This is a genomic window from Sphingobacterium sp. NPDC055431, from assembly GCF_053644255.1.
The window spans coordinates 45684-63842 of the sequence record NZ_JBSHLH010000017.1 but is presented as its reverse complement, the minus strand read 5'-3'; the positions used below and the strand labels follow the sequence as shown (position 1 = coordinate 63842).

The window sequence follows — 18159 nt, the reverse complement described above, 5'->3', positions numbered from 1 at the left end:
TCTATGCTAAAGATAGCGCTGAGTGCTGCCAAATTTGCGGCGGTAGGTCTTTTGGGAATGGCCATCGATTTCTTTTTCACCTGGCTCTGCAAGGAAAAACTAAAGATAAATAAGTTCATCGCCAATGCCATCGGTTTTTCATTAGCCGTGGTCAATAATTATATCTTGAACAGGATATGGACCTTTTCCAGCAAAAACCCGCAGGTTTTAGAACAATTCCTTTATTTCCTAGGGATCAGCAGCATTGGACTGGCACTCAACAGTACATTTCTATATCTTTTTCACCAAAAGTTAAAGTTAAACTTCTATTTCAGTAAGCTCCTCGCTATTGGGATAGTTTTCATCTGGAATTTTTCTGCCAACCTTCTCTTTACGTTCAACAATGGAAAATGAATACAGGATTAAACTGAGATGGCTAATCATTGTTAGCAGCATCTTGCGATGCCTGTTTGCTCTTTTTATCGAACTGGGCAATGACGAAGTCTATTACTACAGTTATGCGGAACACTTAGATTGGAACCACTTTGACCATCCACCTATGGTTGGTATTTTGATCCGTTTTTTTACGCTTAACCTTCATTGGGTCAATGATTTTTCCATGCGTTTTGGAGCAATCATCATGGCGGCTTTCAACACTTGGTTAATCGCAGGAATTGCGAGACATCTGATGAGCGAAAGAGCAGGATTGATTGCGGCCGTCCTGTACACGGCATCCATTTATTCCAGTATCATTTCCGGCCTATTTATCCTACCAGACTCCATAGCAAATACTTTTTGGATCGCTGCCATATATAGTATGGTAGTGATTTTGACCACAACAGACCCACATAAGCAAAGCAATCAATTTCTGCTACTAGGTCTATGGCTAGGATTAGCCTGCATGAGTAAGGTGCATTCCATTTTTTTAGGTATAGGTTTTATTTCCTATATCCTCCTTTTCCAAAGACCATTTCTCAAAAATAGATCGTTCTACCTAGGGATGGGTCTCTTTATGATCTGTGTGCTTCCCATTTGGCTTTGGAATGAAGAATATGGTTTTATCACCTGGAAGTTCCATAGTCAGCGCATCAGTTACTTAGATTCGGGAATCCGATGGGACTATTTTGCCCAAGCGATTTTTGGACAGATCTTCTATAATAATCCCCTATTGATCTATATGTATGTTTTTGTCCTTTTTTCCTTATTCAAGGATAAGTTTAAGATAAAAGGGCTGTCAAAAGATATAGTTTACCTCTTGTTACTGACCTCCCTACCGATAATTGGCGCAACTACGGCAATTTCCCTGTTCAGACAAGCCCTGCCACATTGGAGTGGTCCAGGTTTCTTTGGGATTATGCTAATAAGCAGCATGTGGATCGACCAACAGATCATACTTAACAGGATTTCGAAAATCAGGAAATTATTAAATTTTCAGCTTAGTTTTACCCTTATTATCATTGCCATTGGGGTTCTCCTGATCAATTTCTATCCCGGCAACCTTTTTTCAAATTCGACAAACGATCAATTGGGCAAGGGAGATATTACGCTTGACATGATGGGCTGGAAGGATTTAAAGGGCCAATTTGAAGCGTTAAGGACAGAAGATATCAGCAAAGGTGAAATGTCCATCCATGATGCACTATTGGTAGATAAATGGTTCCCCGCTGGCCACTTATACTTCTATTTGGCAAGGCCAATGGAAATGCGCATGATAGCTGAAGGAAAACTGACGGACATCCATAAATATGCCTGGATAAACCTGTCGATTCCGCCTATACAAAAGGGTGAAAATGCCTACTTTATTGTTCCCTCCAATAATTATATTTCCGTTGAAAATCAATATTCCAATCTATTCAAAGAAATAAAATTGAGAAAGGTTTTGGTGCAGGAACGAAGTCATCAAGCCGTGAGGTATTGGTATATATACCAACTCTTCTCAGCCAAAGAAACCATTGGAAATCGACATCCTATGTCATACAAAGAATAAAAAAGGTTGCCATAAATGACAACCTTTGGTTTAAAATATAAAGATATAATTGTTTAAAAGATATACCGCCAAGAATTGATCAGGGTCATCGGGATATAGATAATGGTCAATAATAATGCAGTAACAAGATCTGGCTGTTCCAGCTTTTTGAAACGTGCATAGGAGAACAGGGTTATACAGATCAATAGGAAACCTATTCCGATAATAAAGGACCAAGTATTTCCAGCAAGGTTATTGAGCAAGATTCCCGCTTTCAAAAGAACCAATACCAGAATCTCTCCCAAAAGGATTTTCTTCCAATTCATGAATTAAATAAATCTAGTTGAACAATGTTTATTAATTAGCTTGAGCAAGAATGGCTTTTTCGGACATTCACGCATTTTTAAATGTTCTTTCACAAAAGACCAATATCCACAATGAATGCAAAAATATTTCATAATAATCAATAATTAATAAACGATATCCGGTAATTGTGGGTTATGAATATATTGTTTAAATCAATAAAAATTTTACGGTTTTCCGTAAAAAGCAATATTATTATACGGAGACAATATTTCCAGAACAAGACCACAAAAATAATAGGCCATTTATGTTCAAATGGCGATTAAAATAATCCTGTTGTGCAGTTTTTAAAAAATATTTTCAGGAAAAACGGTTTTTTTGGGCACTTACGTTCTTTAAGGTGCTTTTTACTCAAAGCCCTAAACCCGCAATAGAAGCATTTGTTTAGCATGACACTAATTAATTGTTAATAATTTGACGATTTGGTTAAGGCAAATATATCTCAAAAATACTATTTAACATTACGGTATTCCGTAATATTTTTATTGTTATTCTCTAATAATTAAAAAGATTTCAACGAAGCAAATGCAACAAGTTATTTATTAGTTGTTTAAACATGATTAAGTTTGTATTGTTGAGAAAATAAAAAATAGAAAAAGGACTGATTCAAGTCCTTTTTCTATTTTAATGAGCTGTTATTTCTCTTATTTTTTCTGTTCAGCTGGGGAATAATCTGCTTCAGAATGCAGGGAACATTTCCATTTTCCGTTTTCTTGGATCCAAGCGGAGCTACATGCACATTTGGCATTACGAAATTGCCCTTGGCTTTCAAACTCAACATCGATTAAATAACCAATGGTTGCAAAACTCTTACTGAACATTTGCACGACAGCTTCGGAAATTCCCTTTATTTCCATTTTCATACCTTTCCCCATATCAAAGTTTTTCTTATAGGTCGGTTCATCTAAGTATTTTACGCCATACTTACTGACTACGGTACATGGAAAGTAGGTAAGGTCTCGGACAGTATCATAATCTAGACTGGCCATTCCCTGCCAGTACTTCTTTTCTAAATCGAGGATTTGATCTTCCATAGCTAAAATGTTTTTTGTTCACTATAAAGACAGTTGCCACCCATCATTGTTTTAGATCTTTAGTTTAATTCTCAATAACTGATCCGTTGATGTCAGATAAAGATAGCCATCAGCTCCAAAGGCACAGTTAGCAGTATGCACGGTAGAGCGAATTCTTCCTATAGGTTTTCCAGTAGAATTAATGACCACAACTCCATCACCGGCAGCTGCATACATATTTCCATTTGCATCGACCTTGATACCATCTGCCGCAAGGGATTCTTCTGGAAAATTCTTTTTGAAATCAAAGAATATCCAACCTTCAGACAATAAGCCATCTGCTTTTATATCATATGCCATGATATAAGGATTATTTCCATCGCTCAATGCTACAAAAACCTGTTTTGCATCTGCGGAAATAGCAATACCATTAGGTCTTGCTAAATTGGAAACAACCTGAACTGCCTCTCCTTTTTGGTTAGCTTTATAAACACCATTTTCTTTGATTTCCTTTGTTTCGGTGTCATTTTCACGACCTGGTAATCCATAAGGTGGATCAGTAAAATAATAATCCCCATTAGGATGTTGAGCAATATCATTTGGTGAATTGAACTTTTTACCTTCCCAGTTTCCAACCAATGTTTCTTTTTTCTTAGTTTTCAGGTCAATTTGAGCAATTCGACGATTACCATGATCACATGCTACCAATTGACCCTGTTGGTTTATCAACAGACCATTGGTCCCCTGTTCTTCGGAATAGACTTCTGGCCCTTCAAAACCTGCGGGTTTAATGAATTCCTGAAGCCCTGCAGACTCCGACCATTGGTAAATAATATTCTGCCTGGTGTCCGAATACAATAGGTAGTTGCCATCCTTCACCCAAACTGGACCTTCAGCCCATGTCATCCCATCAGCTAATTTCTCTACTTGAGCAGTACTGTCCACAATATTCAACATAGCGGGATCTAGAACTTCGATCTTTCCAATTTTGGGAAAATCTTTAGAAATACTGCTGGTATCAGATTGAACATCCTTTTTAGATTGGTCTTTAGCGGCATTTGTACAGGAGGCTAAAATAAGGGATAGCAAAAATGTTGTTAAAAAGATTTTATGCATTGCAAGAGGTTTAAAAGTATTCTTAAAAATATGATTTTTTATCGGAATACTTTAACCTTAATATATGGATGATGCTTAAATCAATTTTCTTTGAATAACAATCACATATTTTTTACTCCACAGGATTGATTGGCTGTTCCGTTAGGGTACTATCGATTCTAGCACTATCCACACTATCTAGCCTATCTGCAGTATCAATGGGTTGATCTATTTTATTTTGGTTATCCATGTTTTTTGTATTCGTACATGCCAACATCAATAAGGTAAAGACAACGGGTGTCAATAGGATTAACTTTTTCATGTGATCATTTTTTAGTTTTCTTTTTTTTAGGTTCTTTGGGAAATTCATGAGGATTAGGCATAGTATTAAGTTGTTCCTGCTGTGGGTCAACACCGGCTTCCCCTGCCCCATCTTGATGTTTTTCTTTCCGTTTCATAAAGGCTGTCAGATCTTACTTTTTATCTGGTCTTCCCTTATTATTTAAACCTTCTATAGCACTTTCATTTTTCGTCGCCATAACACTTTTTTTAATATAGAACATATTGCAGATGAATTCGTTGGCAAATAAAATACAAAGTCCGACAAGTTTATTGGATAATAAACAAACCAGGTTACCCTAAAGAATATCAAAGTACCCTGGTTCTTTGCAAAATGGATAATTAAACAATTCATTTATTATATAATGAAAACACTAGGTAGAAATTTGTTGAACAAATATTGAGAAAGGGTATTTATACTCGACATCAAATATAATTTTTACAACTAAATCATTATCAACCTGTTTACTTAATAAAATAAGATTATGAACTCAAAAGTCAATTATGCAATGAATAGTCAAGGACCAATTATTGCGATTAGCTTAATTCAGGATCCAGAAGACAATAAAAACGAAAAAAATAATGAACCTGAATACCAAAATCCTTTCTATGATCCGGATTCCGATCAGGGCTCACAGGAATATGATCCAAAAGAAGATCCATTGAAAGATGTTAATGAACCCATAGGCGAAGGTTAAACTTTAAATGATAATAATAAGCCATATCATGAGGAAGAAGATGATGAAGTTGATAACCTTGGCGATTTACACAGCAAATTATTATAATTCAATAAATCTTTAAAAACTTGAAACCTCAGGAAAGATTTGCCTGAGGTTTTTATTTTGTTCTAAATCTGTCATATAGTGTTTTAAAGGGGGATAAAGGTGCCTTTTGGCAAACTATTTGTTATAACAGCGGAAACTTTCATATCGAAGGTTTGAAATTTGAAACAATTATTTATTATCATGAAGAAAGTATTTTTACCTATTCTAACCCTTTTTATTTTAATGTTTGCTGCCAATGAGCAGGCAAACGCACAGACACCTTACCGTACTGCCATTGGTCTGGGAGTAGATGTGGGTGATGGAGAATCATTATTTGGACCACAGATCAAACATAGCTTCAGTGGTCGTGACGCAGGAAATGCACAAGTATTATTTGGAGACCACATTACCGTGGTAGGTGTTGATTATTCATACAACCAACGTATCTCTGGTACTAGAGGGTTAACGTGGTATGTAGGTGTAGGTCCTCAATTATCATTTATCGACCATGGAAAATGGGACGATGATTGGTATGATGATGATGACAAACACTGGGATGGGGACACCCATACGGATTTTGCAATCCGTCCAGCTTTAGGTATGGAATTCAGAATTCCTTCAACACCATTAGCGATGCACGTAGATTGGAAACCATGGTGGAACCTATCTCATGGTTCACATTTTGAAGCCTCTAGGTTCTCGCTAGGATTTAAATTCGTTTTAAAATAAAATAACAGTTAGAAGCAAAAAGGGTCAGCATAAAATTATGCGGACCCTTTTTCTTTTAGGATTGTTCTTTATATATGAAACGTCCAAAAATGTTCAATAAGATGTCCAAATATCAATACTGGGCATTTAAGTGGTTCTTTGTGGTCCCTATGTCCATTTATATAGTTGGAGGGTTGATTATGTTGATCGTTTCTATTATTGATAAAATGAATAAATAAAGTTTATTTTTTTACCAATTCGACTCTCCTATTTTGCTCTTTTCCAACATCGGTATTGTTGTCAGCGATAAAATCATTGGCTCCAAAACCATTTGCGGTAAGCCTTGATTTATCGATTCCATCCTGAACTAAAGTTGAAAGAACCGTATTAGCTCGATCTTTAGATAGTTTTAGATTATGGTCTGCATTGCCTACGTTATCTGTATATCCATTGATATCTAATTTCAAGCTCGCATTGGACTTCAGGACCTTGCCAATTTCCGAAACAACATCTTTGCCATCAGCTTTCAATGTGGCTTTATCCGTATCAAAATTAATGTGTAGAACAGATTTTCCTTTTTCGTTCAAATCCTTTTCAATTTTATCTGCTTTAATGATGCCTACAGTCTGTTTGAAAGCATCACTTTCTCCCGTATAAATTGCAGCATAGGCAGAATTGCTAGCAATAGCAAAAAGGACCAGTTTACCATCTTTCTTCAGGCCATAGGTTACAAGATTCTCCATATTGGAGGTTGCAAAATCGAAATAATAGCTATCCTTGTTCTTAGCTTTATTCAAGGCATCAATTTGGTCCTGCGGAATTTGTCCTTCAAACAACCTTTTAGCGCCAAGGCTTTCGAAATGTTTGGCAAAGGATTGAACAAATTTATATTCATCCCAAGTTCCATTCATGGCATATCCCTTAACCTTGACCTTTCCCTCCAGTGGGTAAAATGAATTTCCTGTATAGAACTCAATTTTTCCAAAATCCGATTCCCTATCGAAACCATAGCTGCTTTTTGCATCCACCCATTCTGGGATGGAATAATATGGAAATTGCCCCATATCTGCGGTTGCTTCTGCTAAAGATTCAGGGTTGAAGGAAGTTGAGGCTGGAACGGTGGAAGTACTTACCGTTGTATCAACAGTGGAAGAAGTAATACTATCTTGATTGGCCTCAGCATCTTTATTAGCCGAATTATTACAGGACATCACGGTCAGGAATGCCGGCAGTATACCTAATAAAATGGTTTTTTTGTTCATTTTTCATTAATTAGTGTAATTAAATATAGGAATAATAGGTGTTAATTGTCACGAAAATAATGAGTTTTTGAGGGAGTGTGATCGAGGGGAAGGTTTGTTGGGTCGAACCAGGATGAAAAGGATGAGAGGATGGGCCAAGATAATTTGCGCATTGATAGATTTGCAAACCCCCAAAGGGGGTGGAATCTTTGTAGAACTTGGTTGTTTAGAATGGTCAATCCAAAGCGTGGGTGAAATATTTTTCAATGAATATTTTTGAAGATAGAAAATAGTTCTTTCGCTTTGCTCAAGATGACAAAAATCCTAAAAGAAATAAGAAATAGATTCTTCGTTTCACTCTGAATCCCTCTAGCGCATTGTGATTCTGAACGTATAGTGAGGAAACTGTACGGTTCTTCCCCTCATGACCTTGTCATTTTCATTCGAAGATTGAGGACCTGCACGCCAATGCAATCATTCCAAAAATTAGGTTTGCAATGTTCCGAGATGTTTCGTTCCTCAGTATCACACAAAAAAACCTTAACTTATTGACCTTGCCCATAGAGTTCTAAATTTGAAAATTCGAGAGCCAGTCATCAGTTTCTTTACCAAATTCCATTTACATCATAGACTTCAAGTTCTAATATTTCAATATTGTTTCCCCAGAAATGGTAACCTTCCGTATTGTTTTTATCGGGTTTGCGGTCTAGGTAGCTGGAATAGATTCCGTTGTCGAAAAAAACTTCGATGGATGTTCTGTCGATATAGATATCAGCTGATAGTTCCATGCTCGTCGGGTCCTGTGGTGAATAGAACATGCCATTCAGCATGTTGGAATTCATATCGTAACTGATCATCCTTTGGGCATATAGATTGAATCCTGCATCAGTGGCATGGGAAAGTTTGATCTTTGTTTTTATGCGCAATTTGTCCTTATCACTGTATTTATGCAATAACTCGTTAGCTTTCGCTGCCGTTAAATTCGTCCAGGAATCGACCTTGTTAAAGAGTTTCTCGGTTTCCTTAATTGGGACACTGAATAGTCGCGGTCCATCTTTGGTATTTCTTAAGGTCAATTCCGTAGGAAGCATCATCATCCCATTAAAGGGCATATCACCTTGAGGGATCCTCCCCCAGCCGATCTGAATCCTTCTGCCATCTTTTTCAGGAATATTGCTATAAGTCTGCGCAGCATAGAGATGTCCTGCATTATAAAAGTACTTGCCAGCCTCAGGCGTAAATTTCTTGCCATCAAATGAACCGATCATATAAGTACCAGTAGCTCCGTACATAACCCATTTTTTATTATTCTGGTCGCCGTCAACCGCAAGTTCAAATAATTCTGGGCACTCCCAAAAACCGGAGACATGACTTTGATAGGTCCAGTCCTTCAAATTAATGGAAGTGTAAATGGAATGACCATCTCGCTCATTGAGAACCATCACCCAATGTTTTGAAGGATCATGGTAGAAGACTTTGGGATCCCTGGTATCCTGACTGTTCCACTTCTCCTTGGAATCAATCAATGGGTTCTTATCATATTTGGTCCAGGTTCTTCCATTGTCAAGACTGTAAGCCATGCACTGAACCTGTCTGTCGGCACTAGCTGCTGTGTAAAAGGCAATCATGGCTGGCTTTTCCCCCTTATTGTAACCAGCGGTATTATTATAGTCGATGATTGCAGAACCAGAAAACATGGTCCCCAATTTATCTGGATATAAGGCTGTAGGCAACTCCTCCCAATGAAGCAAATCTTTACTGACAGCATGGCCCCAGTGCATGTTTTCCCACTCCCTTTCCATTGGGTTGTGCTGGTAAAACAAATGGTATTCTCCATCATAGTAGACTAAACCATTAGGATCATTGATCCATCCCCTTTTGGTAGAGAAATGGAATTGAGGGCGATTCTGCTCTTGATATAGACTTTCCTCACCCTTGATCTCATCAGCTTGATAGATCTGCTTTAAGGCCTTCTCATCTCCATCAAAGGTGATTTTTAGATTTTTCCCCTTTAAATGGGACACATCGTAAAACACCCAATAATCTGCATGCTCAGGGGCTAGCCTAACAACTACTGACCAAGTATCATGTCCATCAGGTTTAAATTCCATTTTCCTCCTATCCTGCGTATTGGATATCGGAAAATTGAGGTATTTCTTATTGATCTTTAAGGTGATTTCAGCGGCAGAAAGGCCAGCACTCAGCAAGACCGACAGGATAAGCAGGGTTAGTTTTTTCATAGCGAATGGATTAGGTAAGAGTAAGATAAGAATTTTTAACAAAAGGCCTTCAATTGAAATCCTAAAATTAGGAACTCGGTCGAAAGAATGAATTTTTCCTCTATCTTTGCAGCTCAAAATAAATTCGAGCGAATCGTGATCAATGTAAATAACATCTCCGTTTCCTTTGGGGGAACAACTCTTTTTTCCGATGTGACCTTCTCAATCAATGAGAATGACAAAATCGCCTTAATGGGTAAGAATGGTGCGGGTAAATCCACTTTATTAAAGATTATTGCTGGTGTTGGGAAACCAACAACAGGAAATGTATCTGGTCCTAAAGATGCCGTAATCGCATATTTACCGCAGCATTTGTTGACCAAGGATAATATGACCGTATTTGAAGAAACTTCAAAGGCATTTGAAGAGGTCTATAAAATGCGTGATGAACTGGAGGAGCTGAATGAACAGTTGAATATCCGTACCGATTATGAAACGGACGATTACATGAAATTGATCGAACGTGTTTCCGAACTGAGCGAGAAATTCTATTCTATTGAAGAGACAAATTACGATGCTGAGGTTGAAAAGGTATTGAAGGGATTGGGCTTTGAGCGTTCAGATTTCAATCGTCAAACTTCTGAATTTTCAGGAGGATGGCGTATGCGGATCGAATTGGCGAAAATCCTATTAAAGAAACCAGACCTGATCTTGTTGGATGAGCCGACCAACCATATGGATATCGAGAGTATTGAATGGTTAGAGGATTTCTTGGTCAATCAGGCAAAGGCGGTGATCGTGATTTCCCATGACCGCGCATTCGTAGATAATATTACCAATAGAACCATTGAGGTGACCATGGGTAAAATCTACGACTACAAGGCCAAATACAGCCATTATTTGGAACTTCGCAAGGAACGTAGATTGCACCAATTGAAGGCTTATGAAGAGCAACAACGCTTTATCGCCGATAATCAAGAATTTATTGACCGTTTCAAAGGGACTTATTCCAAAACATTACAGGTTCAGTCTAGAGTTAAGATGTTGGAAAAATTGGAGATCATTGAAATCGATGAAGTTGACAATTCAGCTTTGCGCCTGAAATTCCCGCCTTCACCAAGGTCAGGAACGTATCCTGTCATTGTTGAAGATCTCACCAAGACCTATGGTGACCATTTGGTATTCCAAAAGGCAAATATGGTCATTGAGCGTGGACAGAAGGTAGCTTTTGTAGGCAAGAATGGTGAGGGTAAATCCACGATGATCAAAGCGATCATGGGTGAGATCGACTTTGAAGGTACCTTAAAAGTAGGCCACAATGCGAAAATCGGTTATTTTGCCCAAAACCAGGCTGCTTTATTGGATGAAGATCTAACCGTATTTGAAACTATCGATCAGATTGCGGTTGGTGATGTACGGGTTAAGATTAAGGATCTTCTAGGAGCATTTATGTTTAGCGGTGATGATACGACGAAGAAAGTAAAGGTTCTTTCAGGGGGTGAAAAAACCAGATTGGCCATGATCAAGTTGTTGTTGGAGCCCGTAAATGTATTGATTCTGGATGAGCCTACCAACCATTTGGATATGAAAACAAAAGATATCATCAAAGATGCTCTGCAGGATTTTGATGGCACCTTGATTTTGGTTTCCCACGACCGTGATTTCTTGGATGGATTGGCAACCAAGGTTTTTGAATTCGGAAACAAACGCGTACGTGAGCATTTTGAAGACATCAAAGGATTCTTGGAATACAAGAAAATGAATAGCTTGAAAGAGATAGAGAAATAAATCTCCAGATATTATGGAAAAAGGGTTAACATTTGTCGTGTTAACCCTTTTTCAATTTATTAATTTTCCTCAATTATACAACCACTGGAGTCTCTTCGGAATGCAGTTTCTGTTGTGAAATCAGATGATGTAGAACCTCGGTAGATAAACCATGTAGGGTTAGCCTAAATCCTGCTCCATAAGTAGGCAATGGAATCATGGGATGTTTATTGTTCAAGGCAATGAGCTTTTCAGGGCAGCTCATTATCGTAGCTGCATATACTCCAATGACCTCATCCAATTGCAAAGAGTTAGATGCCCTCCAAAAATCATTATCGGTTAAAAAGAATTGATAGACTGGTGTGAATACCTCAATCGCCGAGGAGAGGTCCATCATATTGGTCCAGCGATTCGGAAATCCCTCAAAGGGAATAGGTCTCGCAGAGACTGCAGAGAAATCTGGACTGGAAACTGGTTCAATTTTCAATCCCTTTTCCTGAATTGCTGTATTTAAATTGATAATGAAATTGTAAAGGTTAAGATCATGTTCCAAGAACAAGTTATCCTTGACCACTTCTAAAGACAATGGCTTTAAGGGATTCATTGGAATATCCTCGGCTCCCTTAACATTGTCTTTGATAAATCGCAAGACCTCAGACCCTAGGTAAAAATGCCGCAAGATCAAAAAGTTGGCTTCAGGAGAAACCCAATACTTCATGCCCCAATAAAGGAAGCGATGTAGGGTCTTAGGGGCATTGATCAGGTTGGGAGCAACTGCTTTAAAGATCTGTAAGATAATAATGGTCAATCGTCCAAATACCCTTAAAAAAGGCAACATAAATTGCTTGCTCTTTCTATTGGAATCAAACAAAAAAGCAGCCTTAGCATCTTTATTAAAGGGGACACTATTGTCCAAGAACAATGCATGCCAATGACTTGGATCTCTGGGATTGTTCTTTTTATGTTCGAAATATTCGCTGGTATGTAACATAGAAGCTGATTAATAATTTCCGATTTCTGCCAATTGCAATTGATATAGTTTCGCCACGACTTTCGCCGTTTTGGCTACTCTTTTTGCCATCTCTTCAGTTAACAATTCTGAATTAAGAGCCTTTTCAAATCGCTCAAAATGGTTGTCATTGGAGTCAGAGGTTTCATGATAGATAAAGAAAGAAACCTGATCATCTTTTAGATCCAATTGATGCTGGATAGCACGGCCCCATTTTCCAGCCAAACGATTGCCCAAGCCTTCAATAATAAACATTCCTCCTAGCAGGTCGAAAGGATTGGGTTGACTTGCCTTATAGAACATATAGGCACTCAAAGCCTCCGAACCAATATTTTTCTCACCCTGATAGAGGTCTTCCTTATTTCCACCACAATTGATATAGTTCTTTTCAAGGATCTGATAATCTTTGTGTTCATCGCGAGAATGGGAAATGAAGGAAGAACGGATATCAAAATAATCCATGCTCACATTGGAGGCAGCCCGCGCAATCCATTGCGATCCATCGATAACCTGTTGCCTTAAATTTAACAATAAGAGTTTATAATCTTCCAGACTGATCGTTCCATTGTAAATCCTTTCGATAATCGGCGTGCTACGTAGAGATAGTTCAAAATCTACCCAAATCTGCGTAAGGTCACGCACGAGTTTCTCCTGTACAGGTTTATTATCAATGTGGATTTCAGGCGCTAAGATTTCATCTTCTTTTGAGATCAATGGTTTTTTCTCTTCCTGAGCATTGCCCACTACCTTGAGTTTCATAAAAGTGGTAATGAAACGGCCGCTCTCGGGAACCATACATAGGATTTCCTGATTTGGCTTCAACTTCCCATTATAAAGTAATTCCTCCAACATAATGTAGATGGAGGCTGCTCCCGTATTACCTTTATCATGTAAATTGGTAAACCATTTATCTTCATCAATGGTTAATCCTCCTTTTTTCAAAAGATCTACAATAGGTTGTTTAAAATATTCTGAAGAATAATGACATACTAGCCAATCTATTCTTTTAGGATCAACTTTCCCGGTTTCAATCAATTGAAAAAGATGTTGAACACCGAGGTTAACAGTATTGTTGACCAGCTTAATATCTTGTTTTAGATTAATTGCGGCATCGGCATCGGCGGCTGAAAAACTTGGATAATCCAACCAATATTTATCAATTGTGCCATCCTTCTTTTTATTGGCACCAGTGTACATGCAGACCTCAAAACTATTGGCATAGGATTTTACGTCTATCCATTCAACCTCAAGGCTCAATCCTTTGGCATTAGGTTTATCAGATAGGTACATGGCCCCTGCTCCATCCGAAAGCATCCATCTCAAAAAATCAGTATCCAATGGCAAGCCTTTCTCCTGAATTTCGGGTTGATTTGCAAACCGTGAGGCCTTAAACATACGACTGGGCATATCTGCTGCACAAGAAATGGCATTTTCGTTTTCTCCAGTCAATATATGCAAATAGGCACTTTTTAAGGCCATAATGCCTGATGAACAGACGCTCTGATGCGAGACAATATTGCACACTGGCAATTTTGATTCTGCATGAACCATGCTTGCAAAGCCTGGAATAGGCACATCGCCTTGAGTTGTACCAGCAGTTAATAGCTCCACGTGTTCCTTATTGACATTTGCTTTTGCTAAACAGTTTTTAATGGCTTTATCAGCCATTCCTGCTACCGAATCCGTCGAGTTCTGGCTTTTATCAAGGGCATAATATCTTGTCTTGATACCATTCTGTTTCAACATCCTTTCCTTTGCCCTGGAGGGCTTCCCGCCAATCAAGCCTAAGAAATCTTCCATGTCCTCATTGAAAACCGGTGAATTGGGAAGATGCATCCCAATGGCATTTATATAAACTGGTCTATTGTCTTTTTTCATTTAGTGTTTATTATCTGAAATTTGAGTATTGAAGATCTTATCAAAAATGCCCAGCATAAAACCAAAATTGCCTCTACCCCATTTATGGTGCATGCTGTGCCTAAAAGTATATTTTGAAAATGACGTACTTGGTTTATCACTTGGTATCTCATGGTTACAATGTCCAAGCAAATTGATGACCAAACTCATAACTGGCAAACTCAAAATGGAATAGACCTGAAAATCATGGAAAAACAATGGAAAGAAAATTACGGTCCCTAAAAGGAAGGATTCGATCCAATGGAAGCTAAAAATAGAATATGCTGTAGGTTCCTTCGACCAATGATGGACCTTATGGACATTCCTAAAGAACCAAGGTCTGTGCAATAGCCAATGGACTGCATAAAAGTGCATTTCATTCCAAAGAAAAAGCAACGGAATTTCCCAGAGGCAATTCCAATTATTGTCAAACCTGACCTTAAACACTCCTATGGAGAATAAATATTGAAAAAATATCGCCTGTAGAGAGAATACAAGGATGGAAAGCAAGGAGTTCTTAATTTCTTTAGCCCTTTGCCCAGGTTTTTGAGCAAATACGATCTGCCTCAAACTCGCATTCTTCGTTTTATACTGTACAATAGTTTCTGTAATAAAGGTTCCTACAAAGTAAAGGACACTAAAAAACACGAAGAAAAATACACTTGTGTAGTACCATTTCGAGAGCACGAAATTGAATGTGTTTTCCAGTAATTCGTTCATTAATAATTAGGCTTCAGCTATTGAAATTCAATTTATATATTAACTCTTATTATTGATTGTTTATTATTCAAAACGTAGAATGTAGGCAAATATTTGTCAATGTAAATTTCCATAAAATAAGAATTTGTAATTCTTCCTCATCGAATGATTCAAATTAGCGAAAAATAATGAAGAAATACTCCCCCTGAAAACAGCTATATTCATGTTAAACACAAAGAAAGGGAAGCAAAAAATATTATTTGCTTCCCTCACTCTTAAGTTCTTATCTTTTACTTTTTAGGATTTGCTTTTTTGGCAACCTCAAAAAGCTCAGGACCTATATGGCAATATCCACCTGGATTCTTATCTAAATAGTCTTGGTGATAGGTTTCGGCATCATAGAAATTTCTCAAAGGTTCATTTTCTACGACCACAGGGCTTTGAATGGATAAAGACAGGGCATGAAGTTTATCCTTGATCAGAGGTTCGTCGTTTTTATCGGTATAATAAATTCCTGTACGATACTGAGTTCCTCTGTCGTTTCCTTGTCTATTTAAAGTTGTTGGATCTACACTTTCAAGGTAAAGATCTATCAATAGTCCTAAATCAATTACTTCTGGGTCGTAAATTACCTTTACGGTTTCAGTGGCTCCGGTACTGCCTGTGCAAACTTCTTCATATGTAGGATTGGTTTTGTTTCCATTGGCATAACCAACTTCTGTACCCACTACCCCTCTTACCAATTTGAAAAAATGTTCGGTTCCCCAAAAACATCCGCCGGCAAAATATATCTCTTTTTCTTTTCCTGTTAAACTCATTGTGCTATTAGTTTCTGATTTTTCTTCCTTTTGATTTCCTTCCGTAAAGCCCATGGTCATGATGATTACAGTGACTAGGACTGTTGAAGCAATTACTGCTAATTTTTTCATGGCTTTAAGATTTGAAACATAAAGTTAAGGATTTTGTACAAAAAATGAGTTTAGGGTCTCAAATGTGATATTTAGTTGATAAATAATAGGGATGATAAGGCTATAGTCCGTAATAATATTCTGCTAATAAGGCATACTCTGCTGCATAGGTAAACATGAACATTCCCTCCAAGCCATTAGTATCCTTTCCTTCATCCCATCCCTTTAAGAGATTGGATGCCAAGAATCCATCTTTATTGGCATGTTGATAGCCATAGTCTAGATTCTTCTGAAATGGTTGTATATATTGTCCGTAATTACTGTTGCTCATGGCCAAATCCTTAAACCCTCGCAATAATATCCCATTAAACCAATTCTTGAAGCCCTCTGTTCCAAAGGAGTAATAATCAGGGATCTCTTTACCTTCTTTTGCAAAGAAAGAAAAACTGTTCTTGGCTAGTTCTTTGGCATCATTGTCATATTGTTCATCTTTTGTAACCCGGAATAAATCAACAGCTCCCGAAAGCATAGTTCCAGAATTGTAGGAGTATGATTCCCCGACTGCCTTGGTCAATTTTGTATTCGCACGATATTTTTTACCGTTTATTTCCTCATAACGGATTTTGCAATCAGGATCACAGCCACCCATCATATCAGTATATACACCCTCTTGGTTTAATAAGTTTTCCTTTTGCCATTTGTAAATAGCTTTTGCAAAATTCAGATAATAAACCTGCTTAGGTTCCATTTTCGAAAGTCTGGTTTTGCCATCCTTAACATCAATAGAACGATGTTCAATCTGATCATTTTTGTTTTTATAAATTTCATGTAGCCAAACCAAAGAACTAATCAATGGGGAATTACTACAGGCATGTTTAGTCGTATAACCTGGGCCCCATGATATACCGCCAATTTCCTTTCCATTTTCATCTACAGTTGAGTCCCATCCATCAAGGACATAGGCCGTGAGGTATTCAGCCTTTTCCAGATAACTCTTATTTCCAGTCAATTTATAGGAATGGATCAATTCCCGTAATAACCACATTTGATCATCATAGACATTTAATATGCCTGTCACATTGGCTTTCCCTTTTTCTCCTACCCGATCAACCGCATAAACGGACCAAGTTTTTGTTTGAGTATAGGATACTAATTCAAAGGTTCCCAAATAATATTCTAGGTTCTCATATAATTTTGAAAGTAGCTTTTCATATTTAGCATAATTTGCCTGATAGATCTTTTGGTTGCCATATTCTTTGTTTGCACTTAAACCCGATAAAATTGCATTCACCGCTTCTATCCCAGCTGAATACATCCACACACTGGCAGTCTCTTCAGATTTCACTTTATTGAAAGGATTGTAAAATCTACTCATCTTAAAGGAATTCGGTTCAAAATAAACTGCAATAGTGCTATCAACTAGTGCCATAGATCTTTGCAGATTCTCATCTGACAGATCAAAAAAAGTATCCTTTGTGGCATTGCTTACTACGGCATTTTGAGAAAAAGATTTGGAATAAGGAAAGAAAATTAAGCTGATTACAATAGTAATCGAAGCTATTGCGAATGGCAGACTGGTACTTTTAAGCATTTGATTTAAGAAATGTTGGGTTTAAGTTATTGTAGCATCACAAGCTGAACATTCAGCATGTGAAGATTAAGATACATAAAAATTAAACAAAAAATTAATTACCATATATTCAGAATCAATTGGACAACAGGAATAGCATTTAAAAGAGAATAATTTGGTTGCCATTTCTGGCAACCAAATTCTAATTGTATTATTTTTTAGGACGTGGAGGTCGTACCTGCCCCTGATCTCCATATACTGGGTCATCATCTCCCGAATCCGAGTTGGATTGGATTATTATTGCATCAATGTCAATCGGTTCAATAGGCATAGTTGGGTTGCCTATGTTCATTAAATGGTAAAGGATTAAGTACCACATTTTTCAAAAAATTAGAAGGTAAAAGCCTGCTAGGTCCACATACACCTTGTATGGGATTGCTAGAAATTTTTCCAGAAGGCCTTCTGAATTTTTTGGAATTGAGGGGCATGAATTCCTCAATATTGAAATCTCTTTTGTATCTTTCCTTGAAAGCACAAACAGTATTAACCGCTGATTTCAAAAGCAAAACTAAAGCACTAAAAGCCGCTCATAATCAACCTTTTCCGATATTTCCGGTAATTCC

19 protein-coding genes are annotated in these 18159 nt (G+C 37.6%); 6 read left to right on the top strand and 13 right to left on the bottom strand.

Going from position 1 to position 18159, the window contains the following annotated elements; genetic code table 11:
* Positions 1-3 precede the first annotated feature (3 nt).
* Entirely contained in the window at positions 4-393 is a 390-nt protein-coding gene (locus ACWIB3_RS14530) for a GtrA family protein (protein WP_185212530.1), read from the top strand.
* Positions 383-1966, top strand: coding sequence for a glycosyltransferase family 39 protein (locus ACWIB3_RS14525; protein WP_454291957.1), 1584 nt, complete (start codon positions 383-385; stop codon positions 1964-1966). The genes ACWIB3_RS14530 and ACWIB3_RS14525 overlap by 11 nt, the downstream gene beginning before the upstream one ends.
* 53 nt (positions 1967-2019) lie before the next feature.
* Here ACWIB3_RS14525 and ACWIB3_RS14520 read toward each other — a convergent pair whose 3' ends face one another.
* The 5 genes from ACWIB3_RS14520 to ACWIB3_RS14500 all read right to left on the bottom strand — a co-directional run bounded on the left by ACWIB3_RS14520 (position 2020) and on the right by ACWIB3_RS14500 (position 4874).
* Complete coding sequence (locus ACWIB3_RS14520) at positions 2020-2271, bottom strand: hypothetical protein (RefSeq protein WP_185212532.1); 252 nt, start codon at positions 2269-2271, stop codon at positions 2020-2022.
* A gap of 681 nt (positions 2272-2952) precedes the next feature.
* A complete protein-coding gene (locus ACWIB3_RS14515) occupies positions 2953-3342 on the bottom strand; it encodes a nuclear transport factor 2 family protein (protein ID WP_313259716.1) in 390 nt (129 codons plus the stop codon).
* A gap of 51 nt (positions 3343-3393) precedes the next feature.
* Positions 3394-4437 (bottom strand): SMP-30/gluconolactonase/LRE family protein, encoded by a 1044-nt coding sequence (locus ACWIB3_RS14510; protein ID WP_454291956.1) that lies wholly within the window; start codon positions 4435-4437, stop codon positions 3394-3396.
* A 112-nt stretch (positions 4438-4549) separates the two neighbouring features.
* Positions 4550-4738 carry a hypothetical protein gene (locus ACWIB3_RS14505; protein WP_185216748.1) on the bottom strand — a complete coding sequence of 63 codons (189 nt, stop codon included), beginning with the start codon at positions 4736-4738 and terminating at the stop codon, positions 4550-4552.
* A 4-nt stretch (positions 4739-4742) separates the two neighbouring features.
* Entirely contained in the window at positions 4743-4874 is a 132-nt protein-coding gene (locus ACWIB3_RS14500; protein WP_454291955.1) for a hypothetical protein, read from the bottom strand.
* Positions 4875-5240: 366 nt separating this feature from the next.
* Here ACWIB3_RS14500 and ACWIB3_RS14495 point away from each other — a divergent pair, with 366 nt between their 5' ends.
* From ACWIB3_RS14495 to ACWIB3_RS14485, 3 genes are all read left to right on the top strand, one after another.
* On the top strand, positions 5241-5453 hold the full coding sequence (locus ACWIB3_RS14495) for a hypothetical protein (RefSeq protein ID WP_454291954.1): 213 nt from the start codon (positions 5241-5243) through the stop codon (positions 5451-5453).
* Between the two features lie 267 nt (positions 5454-5720).
* Positions 5721-6248, top strand: coding sequence for a hypothetical protein (locus ACWIB3_RS14490; RefSeq protein WP_185212539.1), 528 nt, complete (start codon positions 5721-5723; stop codon positions 6246-6248).
* A gap of 74 nt (positions 6249-6322) precedes the next feature.
* Complete coding sequence (locus ACWIB3_RS14485; protein WP_313259726.1) at positions 6323-6466, top strand: hypothetical protein; 144 nt, start codon at positions 6323-6325, stop codon at positions 6464-6466.
* 3 nt (positions 6467-6469) lie between these two features.
* On the opposite strand, the gene ACWIB3_RS14480 is transcribed toward ACWIB3_RS14485, so the two are convergent.
* Complete coding sequence (locus ACWIB3_RS14480) at positions 6470-7489, bottom strand: OmpA family protein (protein WP_454291953.1); 1020 nt, start codon at positions 7487-7489, stop codon at positions 6470-6472.
* Between the two features lie 584 nt (positions 7490-8073).
* The gene (locus ACWIB3_RS14475) at positions 8074-9708 is read right to left on the bottom strand and encodes a 2,6-beta-D-fructofuranosidase (RefSeq protein WP_454291952.1); all 1635 of its coding nucleotides are present in this window, start codon (positions 9706-9708) and stop codon (positions 8074-8076) included.
* A gap of 135 nt (positions 9709-9843) precedes the next feature.
* Between ACWIB3_RS14475 and ACWIB3_RS14470 the strand changes: the two genes are divergently transcribed.
* On the top strand, positions 9844-11475 hold the full coding sequence (locus ACWIB3_RS14470; protein WP_313189428.1) for an ABC-F family ATP-binding cassette domain-containing protein: 1632 nt from the start codon (positions 9844-9846) through the stop codon (positions 11473-11475).
* A 73-nt stretch (positions 11476-11548) separates the two neighbouring features.
* Here ACWIB3_RS14470 and ACWIB3_RS14465 read toward each other — a convergent pair whose 3' ends face one another.
* From ACWIB3_RS14465 to ACWIB3_RS14440, 6 genes are all read right to left on the bottom strand, one after another.
* Positions 11549-12445 carry a DUF6999 family protein gene (locus tag ACWIB3_RS14465; RefSeq protein ID WP_454291951.1) on the bottom strand — a complete coding sequence of 299 codons (897 nt, stop codon included), beginning with the start codon at positions 12443-12445 and terminating at the stop codon, positions 11549-11551.
* Between the two features lie 9 nt (positions 12446-12454).
* Positions 12455-14341, bottom strand: a complete 1887-nt coding sequence (locus ACWIB3_RS14460) for a beta-ketoacyl-ACP synthase III (protein ID WP_454291950.1) — start codon at positions 14339-14341, stop codon at positions 12455-12457.
* The gene (locus tag ACWIB3_RS14455; protein WP_185212545.1) at positions 14342-15079 is read right to left on the bottom strand and encodes a sterol desaturase family protein; all 738 of its coding nucleotides are present in this window, start codon (positions 15077-15079) and stop codon (positions 14342-14344) included.
* Between the two features lie 269 nt (positions 15080-15348).
* On the bottom strand, positions 15349-15987 hold the full coding sequence (gene msrA / locus ACWIB3_RS14450; RefSeq protein ID WP_254527590.1) for a peptide-methionine (S)-S-oxide reductase MsrA: 639 nt from the start codon (positions 15985-15987) through the stop codon (positions 15349-15351).
* Positions 15988-16087: 100 nt separating this feature from the next.
* A complete protein-coding gene (locus ACWIB3_RS14445) occupies positions 16088-17557 on the bottom strand; it encodes a glycoside hydrolase family 76 protein (protein WP_454291949.1) in 1470 nt (489 codons plus the stop codon).
* A 190-nt stretch (positions 17558-17747) separates the two neighbouring features.
* Entirely contained in the window at positions 17748-17915 is a 168-nt protein-coding gene (locus tag ACWIB3_RS14440; protein ID WP_454291948.1) for a hypothetical protein, read from the bottom strand.
* Positions 17916-18159 lie beyond the last annotated feature (244 nt).

Bases quoted from the DNA above. Each gene is read 5' to 3' on its own strand.
- ACWIB3_RS14485 (WP_313259726.1), top strand. From the start codon at position 6,323: ATGAAACGTCCAAAAATGTTCAATAAGATGTCCAAATATCAATACTGG.
- ACWIB3_RS14465 (WP_454291951.1), bottom strand. From the start codon at position 12,445: ATGTTACATACCAGCGAATATTTCGAACATAAAAAGAACAATCCCAGA.
- ACWIB3_RS14455 (WP_185212545.1), bottom strand. From the start codon at position 15,079: ATGAACGAATTACTGGAAAACACATTCAATTTCGTGCTCTCGAAATGG.
- msrA (WP_254527590.1), bottom strand. From the start codon at position 15,987: ATGAAAAAATTAGCAGTAATTGCTTCAACAGTCCTAGTCACTGTAATC.
- ACWIB3_RS14440 (WP_454291948.1), bottom strand. From the start codon at position 17,915: ATGTGGTACTTAATCCTTTACCATTTAATGAACATAGGCAACCCAACT.
- ACWIB3_RS14500 (WP_454291955.1), bottom strand. From the start codon at position 4,874: ATGAAACGGAAAGAAAAACATCAAGATGGGGCAGGGGAAGCCGGTGTT.
- ACWIB3_RS14495 (WP_454291954.1), top strand. From the start codon at position 5,241: ATGAACTCAAAAGTCAATTATGCAATGAATAGTCAAGGACCAATTATT.
- ACWIB3_RS14445 (WP_454291949.1), bottom strand. From the start codon at position 17,557: ATGCTTAAAAGTACCAGTCTGCCATTCGCAATAGCTTCGATTACTATT.
- ACWIB3_RS14530 (WP_185212530.1), top strand. From the start codon at position 4: ATGCTAAAGATAGCGCTGAGTGCTGCCAAATTTGCGGCGGTAGGTCTT.
- ACWIB3_RS14460 (WP_454291950.1), bottom strand. From the start codon at position 14,341: ATGAAAAAAGACAATAGACCAGTTTATATAAATGCCATTGGGATGCAT.
- ACWIB3_RS14525 (WP_454291957.1), top strand. From the start codon at position 383: ATGGAAAATGAATACAGGATTAAACTGAGATGGCTAATCATTGTTAGC.
- ACWIB3_RS14475 (WP_454291952.1), bottom strand. From the start codon at position 9,708: ATGAAAAAACTAACCCTGCTTATCCTGTCGGTCTTGCTGAGTGCTGGC.
- ACWIB3_RS14515 (WP_313259716.1), bottom strand. From the start codon at position 3,342: ATGGAAGATCAAATCCTCGATTTAGAAAAGAAGTACTGGCAGGGAATG.
- ACWIB3_RS14520 (WP_185212532.1), bottom strand. From the start codon at position 2,271: ATGAATTGGAAGAAAATCCTTTTGGGAGAGATTCTGGTATTGGTTCTT.
- ACWIB3_RS14505 (WP_185216748.1), bottom strand. From the start codon at position 4,738: ATGAAAAAGTTAATCCTATTGACACCCGTTGTCTTTACCTTATTGATG.
- ACWIB3_RS14480 (WP_454291953.1), bottom strand. From the start codon at position 7,489: ATGAACAAAAAAACCATTTTATTAGGTATACTGCCGGCATTCCTGACC.
- ACWIB3_RS14490 (WP_185212539.1), top strand. From the start codon at position 5,721: ATGAAGAAAGTATTTTTACCTATTCTAACCCTTTTTATTTTAATGTTT.
- ACWIB3_RS14510 (WP_454291956.1), bottom strand. From the start codon at position 4,437: ATGCATAAAATCTTTTTAACAACATTTTTGCTATCCCTTATTTTAGCC.